Origin of the sequence: Aquitalea sp. ASV15 (assembly GCF_016429115.1) — a bacterium.
Classification (GTDB): domain Bacteria; phylum Pseudomonadota; class Gammaproteobacteria; order Burkholderiales; family Chromobacteriaceae; genus Aquitalea; species Aquitalea magnusonii.
Genome location: NZ_JAELTZ010000082.1, coordinates 1 through 9,826, shown reverse-complemented (window position 1 = coordinate 9,826; position 9,826 = coordinate 1). Strand labels below are relative to the sequence as shown.

Here is a 9,826-nt window from a genome sequence, read left to right as displayed (position 1 = left end):
ACCTATAACGACACTGTCACCAAGGACCCATCATCATGCGTCGCTTCCTTGCCCTCCTCGCCCTGCTGCCGCTTGCGGCCGCCTGGGCCGACACGCCGGCCCCGGCCACCGTTCCGCCGCCGCCCACCATTTCGCCGGATGCTGCCGCCACGGCCGAACCGGAAGTACGCATCATCCAGCGCGGTGACGACAAGATCGAGGAATACCGCCTCAATGGTCAGCTCTACATGATGAAAGTCACCCCTGCCATCGGTTTCCCTTACTACCTGATGGATGAAGAGGGCAATGGCAGCATGAAGCAGGTGGACCCGAATCGCCGCATCGTCATCCCGCAATGGGTTCTCAAGCGCTTCTGAGGAACAGGCATGTCGGTTTACACCACCGTCAGCGATGACATGATGCAAGGCTGGCTGAGCCGCTATGCGCTCGGCCAGCTGGTCGAACTCAAGGGCATCGCCGCTGGCGTCACCAATACCAATTACTTTGTCACCACCACCCATGGCCGTTACGTCCTCACCATCTTCGAAACCCTGAAGCTGGAAGAACTGCCCTACTACCTGACGCTGATGAGCCATCTGGCGCGTCACGGCGTGGCCTGCCCGGCGCCGCTGGCCGATCACACCGACCAGTTTGCCTCGCTCCTGGCCGGCAAGCCGGCTTGTCTGGTGAGCTGCCTGTCCGGTGCCGACATCAGCCAGCCCAGCGCCATCCAGTGCCGGGCCGTGGGGGAAATGCTGGCCCAGATGCATGTGGCCAGCGCCACCTTCCCGCGCAAGATGAAGAATCCGCGTGGCCCGCGCTGGTGGAGCGAAACCGCCACGGCCATGTATCCCTACATGGACGCGGCCGATGCCGCCAGCCTGCGTGAAGAGGTGCAATTCCAGGACAGCCACCGCTTTGATCACCTGCCCAGCGGCGTCATCCATGCCGACCTGTTCAAGGACAATGTGCTGATGGACGGCGACAAAATCGCCGGTTTCATCGACTTTTACTACGCCTGCAACGACATCCTGCTGTATGACGTAGCCATTGCCTTCAACGACTGGACGCGGCTGGAGGACGGCAGCATCTGCCCGGAACGGGCTACTGCCTTGCTGGCCGGCTACCAGTCGGTGCGCCCGCTGACCGCCGAGGAAATCCGCGCCTGGCCGGTGATGTTGCGCGCCGCCGCGCTGCGCTTCTGGACCTCGCGCCTGCTTGATCTCTACCAGCCCATGGCCGGCGAGCTGACCTACACCAAGGACCCCAAGGTGTTTCAGCGTCTGGTGGAAGCCCATCGCCAGCGCAACGACTTCTGGCTGTAAGCAGCCGGTTCACCAGCCGGCCCTGCCGCTACCCGCCACGGCCTTGCGGGCCAGCCCGCAGGGCCGTTTCACATGTGGTTGAACGCCAGCATGCCACGCGTCTGGCTCTTGTCCTTGTGATGAATGCGGTACAGCGGGCGATGCAAGGCAGGCAGGGGAGCCAGCACCGCCACCACCTGCCCGCTGTCCAGCAGTTCCTGCACCACATGCAAGGACAGGCAGCTCACCCCCAGCCCGGCGGCCACCACCCGCTTGATGGCTTCGGAATGGCCCATTTCCATGACCTGGGCAAAACCGCCCACATGCGGCAGCAACAGGCGCTCCACTTCCTCGCGCGTGCCGGAACCGCTCTCGCGCAATACCCACTGTGCCTGTGCCAGCCGTGACAGGCTGACCGCACCCTGTGCCAGCGGATGGCTGGCGGCAGCAAACACCACCAGAATATCGTCCTGCCAGGGTTCCACCACGATATCCGGGTGGTGGCAGGGCCCTTCGATAAAGCCCATGTCCACCTTGAAGCCGGCCACCGCCTCCACCACATCGGCGGTATTGGCCACCAGCAGTTCCACCCTGGCCTGCGGCTGCTGCAGCTGGAAACGGGCAATCTGTTCCGGTAGCAGATAATTGGCGATGGTGGTACTGGCGGCCAGCCGCAGATGCATGGCCGCCTCGCTGTCGAACAGCCGCTGCATGTCCTGCGCCGCATCCAGCATGGCGCGGGCGCGCGGCAGCAGCAGCCGGCCATGTTCATTCAGCACCAGCCGCCGCCCCACGCGGTCGAACAGCGGAGCGGCCAGCCCGGTCTCCAGTGCCGCCAGTGCCTGGCTGGCGGCTGACTGGGTCAGCGCCACCTGCCCGGCGGCCGCGGTCACCGTTCCCTGCTCGGTCACCGCCACAAACACTTCCAGTTCGCGCAAGCTCAAACGCAATGCCATCTGCCGCTCCTGTTGTGGCTGCTCGCCAGACACGGCGGCCAGCCGGATTGCCGTCCATTCAATATATTAATTTTTCTAATTATTTAAAGATATTTTATCCGTTTTTCAACTTTCAGGCGGCGGCGTATCGTTCAGACATCGGGGCAAAGCCCCCACATCTTGCAGGTAGCTCATCATGAACACGCTACGTCAGCACACCCCCGGCCTGTTGCTGGTTCTGGTCCTGGCTCTGGGTTCGCTCCATGCCGCCACGCTGCCCTGGTTCAGCCAGCTGGGCCTGTCGGCACTGACCATCGCCATCGTCGGCGGCATGGTGCTCGGCAACACCCTCTATCCGCGCATTGCCCTGTCCAGTCACAGCGGCGTCACCTTTGCCAAGGGCCAGATCCTGCGCCTGGGCATCATCCTGTTCGGTTTCAAGCTGACGTTTCAGGACATCGCGGCGGTCGGCATCAGCGGCATCCTGATCGATGCCTGCGTATTGAGTTCCACCTTTTTGCTGGCCTTCTGGCTGGGTCGGCGCAAGCTGGGGCTGGACGAGCAAAGCGTCATCCTGATCGGCGCGGGCAGCTCGATTTGCGGTGCCGCCGCCATTCTGGCCACCGAGCCGGTGGTGAAGGCGCATGCCGAAAAGGTAGCGGTGGCAGTGGCCACGGTGGTGGTATTCGGTACGCTGGCCATGTTTTTGTATCCCCTGCTGTTTTCGCTGGTGCAGGCGCTGGGTGTGTCCGAATTTGCCTATGGCGTGTTTACCGGCTCCACCGTGCATGAAGTGGCCCAGGCCGTGGCGGCCGGCCGGGCGGTGAGCGAGCAGGCGGCCAATAGCGCGGTGATTACCAAGATGATCAGGGTGATGATGCTGGCACCGTTTCTGTTGATCCTGTCGGCCTGGCTGGGCCGCCGCCATCAGGCCGGCAGCAAGGAGGCGCACCGCATCACCATTCCGTGGTTTGCCCTGGGTTTTCTCGCCATGGCGGCTTTCAATTCGCTGCACTGGCTGCCGCAAGCCTGGGTGGCGCAGCTGATTGCGCTGGATAATCTGCTGCTGGCCATGGCCATGGGCGCACTGGGCCTCACCACCCACTTTTCCGCCATCCGCCGTGCCGGCAGCAAGCCGATGTGGCTGGCCAGCGCGCTGTTTGGCTGGCTGCTGGTGGGCGGCACGCTGATCAATAGCGTCATCACTTATTTGCTGCACCAGCTGTGAAACACTGCGTGCAATAAAAAAACCGCCCGGCATCGGGCGGTTTTTCAGGCTGCTGACAACGATATTTGCTGCGATTGTACTGGACCCGGCAAAGCCGGGCCTTTCGACTAAATAACCGATTTCGCAGCCTTGCCATCTATTCCCTATCCCCTCACCCTTTCCCTGAAAGGGAGCCTCGCTTTCCTTGCAGGCAGCGAGAGGGAGAATCGAAAAACCGCCCGGCATCGGGCGGTTTTTCTATGGCTGTCGGCTAATCAGCACGGACACTTTTTCATCGACTTGCCACCATAACGCTCGGACTGGCAGTGGGCGAAAAAGGCCTCGCGGCTCATCACCGGGGCATTGGGGCTGCAACGGCGGCGGCTGGCGACATACTTGTCGTAGTCTTTCACCCCCACCATCAGCCGCGCCGCCTCGGTCAGCTGGCGCAATAACTCAGACATTGGCTTCTCCCTGACGATAGACCGCCGGCACTTCCTTGGTGGTGACCCACTTCACGGCCAGCGCCTTGCGGATGACATTGACGGAGAACAGCAGCATGGCCACCACCACGGCAATGAACATGGCGGTGAGGGTGGCATCCACATAATCATTGAAGATGATCTGCTGCATTTGCGCCAGGCTTTTCGCCGGGGCCAGTACTTCACCCTTGGCCGCAGCGGTGGCGAACTTGTCAGCATGGGCGAGGAAGCTGATCTTGGGGCTGGCATGGAACAGCTTTTGCCAGCCGGCCACCAGGGTGACGATCAGCAGCCACAGGGTGGGCAGGGCGGTCACCCACACATAGCGCAGTTTTTGCATCTTGATCAGCACCACGGTGGCCAGGATCAGCGCAATGCCGGCCAGCATCTGGTTGGCAATGCCGAACAGCGGCCACAGGGTATTGATGCCGCCCAGCGGATCCACCACCCCCTGGTAGAGGAAGTAACCCCAGCCGGCCACGGCCAGGCCGGTGGCGGTCAGGTTGGCGCCCCAGGATTCGGTATTGGCCATGGGCTTGATGAAGATGCCCAGCAGGTCCTGGATCATGAAGCGCAGCACGCGGGTGCCGGCGTCGATGGTGGTAAGAATGAACAGCGCTTCAAACAGGATGGCAAAGTGATACCAGAAGGCCATCATGGTCTTGCCGCCAATCACGCCGGACAGGATGTGCGCCATGCCCACCGCCAGTGTCGGTGCGCCACCGGCACGCGACAGGATGGTGGTTTCGCCCACATCCTTGGCCATCTGGGTCAGCACATCCGGGGTGATGACAAAGCCCCAGCTGGAAATCACCTGTGCCGCGTCCACCGCGGTCTTGCCGATGACGGCTGCCGGGCTGTTCATGGCGAAGTACACGCCCGGATCCAGCACGCAGGCGGCAATCAGCGCCATGATGGCGACAAAGCTTTCCATCAGCATGGCACCGTAGCCGATGACACGGGCGTGGGTTTCGTTCTCGATCAGCTTGGGCGTGGTACCCGAAGCCACCAGCGCGTGGAAGCCGGACACGGCACCGCAGGCAATGGTGATGAACAGGAAGGGGAACAGGTTACCGGCAAAGACCGGGCCGCTGCCATCGATGAACTTGGTCAGCGCCGGCATGTGCAGGTTCGGCGCCACGATCAGGATGCCGATGGCCAGACCGATGATGGTGCCGATCTTGAGGAAGGTGGACAGATAGTCACGCGGGGCCAGCAGCAGCCATACCGGCAGCACCGAAGCGACAAAGCCGTAGCCGATCAGCACCCAGGCCAGGGTGGTGCCCTGCAGGGTGAACAGCGGTGCCAGCGTGGCGCTCTTGGCCACATCGCCGCCATAGACAATGGCCAGCATCAGCAGCACAAAGCCGATAACGGAAATTTCGCCAATCTTGCCCGGTCGGATATAGCGGGTATAGATGCCCATGAACAGGGCAATCGGAATGGTGCAGGCGATGGTGAAGCTGCCCCACGGGCTGCCGGTCAGCGCCTTGACCACCACCAGCGCCAGTACCGCCAGCAGGATGATCATGATCATCAGGATGCCGATGGAGGCAATCACGCCGGGAATCGGCCCCAGTTCCAGCCGGATCATTTCACCCAGCGACTTGCCGTCGCGGCGCATGGACAGGAACAGCACCAGGAAATCCTGTACCGCGCCGGCCAGCATCACGCCGATGAGAATCCACAGCGTGCCCGGCAGATAGCCCATCTGCGCGGCCAGTACCGGCCCCACCAGCGGACCGGCCCCGGCAATGGCGGCAAAGTGGTGGCCGAACACCACCCATTTATTGGTGGGGACATAGTCCAGGCCGTCGTTGTGCTTTTCCGCCGGGGTCAGCCGTTTGGCATCCAGCTCCAGCACACTATTGGCAATGAAACGGCCATAAAAACGGTAAGCGATGGAGTAGACCGACACGGCGGCCACCACCAGCCAGATGGCATTGACCGGCTCGCCACGATTGAGTGCCACCACGGCAAAAGCGACGGCGCCCGCCAGGGCCACGGCAATCCAGATTGCCCATTCCTTTAAGCGTTGCATGTGATTTTCTCTGTCCTTGGTTGATCATGGGCCGCTGCCGAAGCCGGCCTGACTGCCTCGTATGTGCAGCGTCGATTCTGTCCGCATAAACCGGGAAATACAAGCCGGATGCCAGCCCTGCCATACATGGTGATACTATTTCCACCATTGATTTTCGCAGGCATGGCATGACACCCCACATTCTCATTATCGAAGATGATATTCATCTGGCTCAGCTGATTTCCGCCTACCTTGGCAAACACGGCTATCAGGTGAGCCTGCATGGTCGCGGCGACACCGCCGCCGATGTGATTCTGGATACCCGGCCGGACCTGGTGATTCTGGATGTAATGCTGCCAGGCAAGGAAGGCTTCGATGTCTGCCGCGAGGTGCGGCTGCGCTACCATGGCCGCATCCTGATCATGACCGCCCGCGACGAGGACGTGGACGAAATCCTCGGGCTGGAACTGGGCGCCGACGACTATCTGGCCAAGCCGGTCGAGCCGCGCCGCCTGCTGGCACGGGTGCGCGCCCTGCTGCGCCGTGGCGTCGACGATGGCGGCAGCAGCGACAGCAGCGACCACGATGACCTGGTGTTCGGCCAGTTCAGCATCAGCCAGGGCACGCGCTCGGCCTCACTCGCCGGCGAGGAAATGGAACTGACCACCGCCGAATTCGACCTGCTGTGGCTGCTGGCCAGCCATGCCGGCCAGGTGTTGTCGCGTGATGACATCATGAACGAATTGCGCGGCATCGGCTTTGACGGGCTGGACCGCTCCATCGACGCCCGCATCTCGCGCCTGCGCAAAAAGCTGGGCGACAGCCCCGATTCGCCCACCCGCATCAAGACCGTGCGCGGCAAGGGCTATCTGTTTTCGCGCAGTGACTGGGAATGATGAAGCTGCCCCTGTTGCGAGCGGACAAGAAACCGCGCCCGGGCAAAGCCTCCAAGGCATCACTGGCCACGCTGTTTGCCCGCTACTTCATCATCGCCATGGCGGCCGAGCTGGCCATCATCATCGGTTTCGCCTTCATGCTGGGCAAGCTGTACCAGAATAGCGACAGTGAAAACGCCCGCCGCATGCTGGATGGCCCGGCCTCGCTGCTGGTGCAGGAACTGGAGCGGGTGCCGCCAGCCGGCCGCGAACACGCCCTGCCACAGCTGACGCGTCATTTCAGCTATCCGGTCAAGCTGATCACGGAATTGCCGGCCGATCTGGACCCGGAGAGCAGGCAGAACTTTGCCGCCGGCAAAACCTATCTCGATTTCGACAACAACCTGCTGTACATCCCGCTGCGCGACGAGCACCGCATGGTGCTGATGGGGCCGCTGGATGCCACCAGCAACAGCAACGACAGCGGCTGGATTACCGAAGACATCGAAGTGCTGCTGCTGTGGATCCTGTTTACCGGCAGCACGCTGGGCCTGCTGATCTACTTTTACCTGCGGCCGATGTGGCGCGATCTGGTTTCGGTGCGCGATGCCGCCGAACTGTTCGCCAACGGTGATTTCCACGTACGCACCCCGCAGGCGCACAGCCGGCTGTTCGCCCCCCTGTCCACTGCCCTCAACAGCATGGCGGCCAGGCTGGAGCGCTTGCTGGAAATGCATCAGGCGATGAGCCATGCCGTGGCGCATGAAATCCGTACCCCCATTGCCCGGCTGCGTTTCGGCCTGACCATGCTGGAAGAAGAAGAGGACGAGGCTGAACGCCAGCGTTACCGCGACGGCATGGAACGTGACATGCAGGAGCTGGAAGAGCTGATTACCGCCAGCATGGAATACGCCAAGCTCAACCGGGGCGACTCCATCCTGCAGCGGGAACAGGTCGACCTGTACGACTGGTTCGACGACCTGCTCGACCTGGTCCATCCCCTGAAACCGGCCAATCTCAGCCTGTCCATGGATTGCGCGCGCGGCCAGGCCACCTTCGACCGCAAGCTGATCTATGTCGCCAGCCGCAACCTGCTGCTGAACGCCTTCAAATACGCCCAGCACCAGGTGCATCTGATCGTCGAGCGCCATGGCAACATGCTGGAAATCCATGTCGACGACGATGGCCACGGCATTCCGCCGCAGGACTGGGAACGGATTTTCGAACCCTTCCGCCGGCTGGACCGCAGCCGGGACCGCGCCACCGGCGGCTATGGTCTGGGGCTGTCCTATGTCAGGCTGATTGCCGAACATCACGGCGGCAATGCCTTCGCCAGCAAGAGTCCGCTGGGCGGAGCCCGGCTCACCCTGCGCATCGCCCTCAGCTGACAGAGTCACAGCCTGTCACAATCCTGTGACAGGAAACTGACAGACTGGCTGCTTTATCTTGCGCATACTGCAGGCTGTTCACTTTCCTGCCGGAATTTTCCATGCCTTCACCTCGTCCCGCCGCCCTGCTGATTCACGGCCTGGGTGGTACCGTTTACGACCTCGGCTCGCTGGGCCGCACCCTGGAAGAAGCCGGGATCGATACCCATGCCCCGCTGCTGCCTGGCCACGGCACCGTACCGGACGATTTGCTGGCAACCGGCTGGCAGGACTGGATAGACAGCATGCGCGCCCAATACCGCACGCTGAAGCAGCGCCATGGCGTGGTGCATCTGGCCGGCGTCTGCCTGGGTGCGCTGGTGGCACTGGAAGTGGCACGGCTGGAAAACCATCAGGACAAGCTGGCACTGTATGCGCCGCCGCTGTTTCTGGATGGCTGGAGCCTGCCGCGCCTGACCTGGCTGCGCAAGCTGGGCTATATCCTGCCGGGCATGGCCAAACGCATGCGCGTGCCGGAAGCCGAACCATTCGGCATCAAGAATGTGCGCATCCGCAAGCTGATCCAGCAACGCTTCGAACGCGGCGAACGCTTCCATTACCCGTATGTGCCGCTGGCCTGCATCCGCGAGGTCGACAAGCTGCGCAAGCAGCTGATGCCGCGCCTGCAGGAAATCACCTGCCCCACGCTGATCGTGCATGCCGACGAAGACGACATCACCAGCCCGCGCTCGGCACACCACCTGCAAAAACATCTGGGCGGGCCGGTCGACTTCATGCCGCTGTCCGACAGCTATCACATGATTCTGGTGGATAACGAACGCATGGCGGTGCTGGCGCGCAGCGTGGATTTTTTCCGGGCCCGTCCGGCCAGCAAGCCGCGTCCGGCCAGCACGACACAGCCGCTGTGGCAGGGTGAGGCCATCACCGCCTGAGCTGCCGCTGCTGCTTGCCAACACCGGGCCGACACTGCCAGCAGTGCCGGCCTTTTGTCATTGCAGACGGGCAAAGTTCCCCGGCTTCATCAACAGTAACAAAGTCCGGCGCTTTGTCATGCACTGTCACCAAGCCGGCACAGCGCCGCCACATAGCCCAGACGCTAGCCGCACAGAGCGGCCAGCCGGCTCTGGCACACTGTTTCCCATGCAAACAAGCCATGCCGCGGATACCCCCGAGCCTGCGGCAAGGTGCTTGCTCTGTATCTGTTTAGGGTCTGGCAACGGGCCCGTTCTCCTCTGTCCTTTGTGTGACTTTGTGTAACCCGCCCCCTCAGGCGGGTTCTTTTTTGTCCGTAGCGCGCGCTGCAGCAGCCGGGAAGGGCTCTGCTACAATGCCAGCCACACCACCACCCAGGATATTGCGATGAGCCATCCCCACGCCAATGAAGTGAAAGCCTTTCTGCTGCAACTGCAAGACCGCATCTGCGCCGCACTGGAACAGGCCGATGGCAGCGGGCGCTTTGTCGAGGATGCCTGGCAGCGGCCGGCGGGTGGCGGCGGACGCAGCCGTGTGCTGAGTCAGGGCGCGGTATTTGAACAGGCCGGGGTGAATTTCTCGCATGTCAGCGGTGATGCGCTGCCGGCTTCGGCCACCGCCCATCGCCCGGAACTGGCCGGTCGCCGTTTCGAGGCCATGGGGG

General features: G+C 62.4%; 10 protein-coding genes. 7 read left to right on the top strand and 3 right to left on the bottom strand.

All coding sequences use genetic code 11. The features are described 5' to 3' along the window. Positions 1-35 precede the first annotated feature (35 nt). Positions 36-356 (top strand): DUF2782 domain-containing protein, encoded by a 321-nt coding sequence (locus JHD64_RS20035; protein ID WP_110313465.1) that lies wholly within the window; start codon positions 36-38, stop codon positions 354-356. A 9-nt stretch (positions 357-365) separates the two neighbouring features. Further along, positions 366-1,304, top strand: coding sequence for a homoserine kinase (gene thrB / locus JHD64_RS20030; RefSeq protein WP_199055277.1), 939 nt, complete (start codon positions 366-368; stop codon positions 1,302-1,304). Between the two features lie 68 nt (positions 1,305-1,372). Here thrB and JHD64_RS20025 read toward each other — a convergent pair whose 3' ends face one another. Then, complete coding sequence (locus JHD64_RS20025) at positions 1,373-2,239, bottom strand: LysR family transcriptional regulator (RefSeq protein ID WP_199055276.1); 867 nt, start codon at positions 2,237-2,239, stop codon at positions 1,373-1,375. 175 nt (positions 2,240-2,414) lie between these two features. Between JHD64_RS20025 and JHD64_RS20020 the strand changes: the two genes are divergently transcribed. After that, complete coding sequence (locus tag JHD64_RS20020; protein ID WP_199055275.1) at positions 2,415-3,446, top strand: YeiH family protein; 1,032 nt, start codon at positions 2,415-2,417, stop codon at positions 3,444-3,446. Positions 3,447-3,700: 254 nt separating this feature from the next. On the opposite strand, the gene JHD64_RS20015 is transcribed toward JHD64_RS20020, so the two are convergent. Then, a complete protein-coding gene (locus tag JHD64_RS20015; RefSeq protein WP_159874716.1) occupies positions 3,701-3,889 on the bottom strand; it encodes a YbdD/YjiX family protein in 189 nt (62 codons plus the stop codon). Then, positions 3,882-5,948, bottom strand: coding sequence for a carbon starvation CstA family protein (locus JHD64_RS20010; RefSeq protein ID WP_110313466.1), 2,067 nt, complete (start codon positions 5,946-5,948; stop codon positions 3,882-3,884). The genes JHD64_RS20015 and JHD64_RS20010 overlap by 8 nt, the downstream gene beginning before the upstream one ends. Positions 5,949-6,115: 167 nt before the next feature. Between JHD64_RS20010 and JHD64_RS20005 the strand changes: the two genes are divergently transcribed. The 4 genes from JHD64_RS20005 to JHD64_RS19990 all read left to right on the top strand — a co-directional run. After that, positions 6,116-6,823 carry a winged helix-turn-helix domain-containing protein gene (locus JHD64_RS20005; protein WP_059284987.1) on the top strand — a complete coding sequence of 236 codons (708 nt, stop codon included), beginning with the start codon at positions 6,116-6,118 and terminating at the stop codon, positions 6,821-6,823. Next, positions 6,820-8,190, top strand: a complete 1,371-nt coding sequence (locus JHD64_RS20000; RefSeq protein ID WP_233170631.1) for an ATP-binding protein — start codon at positions 6,820-6,822, stop codon at positions 8,188-8,190. Before JHD64_RS20005 ends, JHD64_RS20000 begins: the two co-directional genes overlap by 4 nt. A 101-nt stretch (positions 8,191-8,291) precedes the next feature. Next, positions 8,292-9,122 (top strand): carboxylesterase, encoded by an 831-nt coding sequence (locus JHD64_RS19995; protein ID WP_199055274.1) that lies wholly within the window; start codon positions 8,292-8,294, stop codon positions 9,120-9,122. 427 nt (positions 9,123-9,549) lie between these two features. Then, positions 9,550-9,826, top strand: a 277-nt coding sequence (locus JHD64_RS19990; RefSeq protein WP_199055272.1) for a coproporphyrinogen III oxidase, incomplete at its 3' end; no start/stop codon positions are given.

Excerpts from the sequence above, each read along its gene's own strand:
- JHD64_RS20035 (WP_110313465.1), top strand. The coding sequence starts at position 36 with ATGCGTCGCTTCCTTGCCCTCCTCGCCCTGCTGCCGCTTGCGGCCGCC.
- thrB (WP_199055277.1), top strand. The coding sequence starts at position 366 with ATGTCGGTTTACACCACCGTCAGCGATGACATGATGCAAGGCTGGCTG.
- JHD64_RS20025 (WP_199055276.1), bottom strand. The coding sequence starts at position 2,239 with ATGGCATTGCGTTTGAGCTTGCGCGAACTGGAAGTGTTTGTGGCGGTG.
- JHD64_RS20020 (WP_199055275.1), top strand. The coding sequence starts at position 2,415 with ATGAACACGCTACGTCAGCACACCCCCGGCCTGTTGCTGGTTCTGGTC.
- JHD64_RS20015 (WP_159874716.1), bottom strand. The coding sequence starts at position 3,889 with ATGTCTGAGTTATTGCGCCAGCTGACCGAGGCGGCGCGGCTGATGGTG.
- JHD64_RS20010 (WP_110313466.1), bottom strand. The coding sequence starts at position 5,948 with ATGCAACGCTTAAAGGAATGGGCAATCTGGATTGCCGTGGCCCTGGCG.
- JHD64_RS20005 (WP_059284987.1), top strand. The coding sequence starts at position 6,116 with ATGACACCCCACATTCTCATTATCGAAGATGATATTCATCTGGCTCAG.
- JHD64_RS20000 (WP_233170631.1), top strand. The coding sequence starts at position 6,820 with ATGATGAAGCTGCCCCTGTTGCGAGCGGACAAGAAACCGCGCCCGGGC.
- JHD64_RS19995 (WP_199055274.1), top strand. The coding sequence starts at position 8,292 with ATGCCTTCACCTCGTCCCGCCGCCCTGCTGATTCACGGCCTGGGTGGT.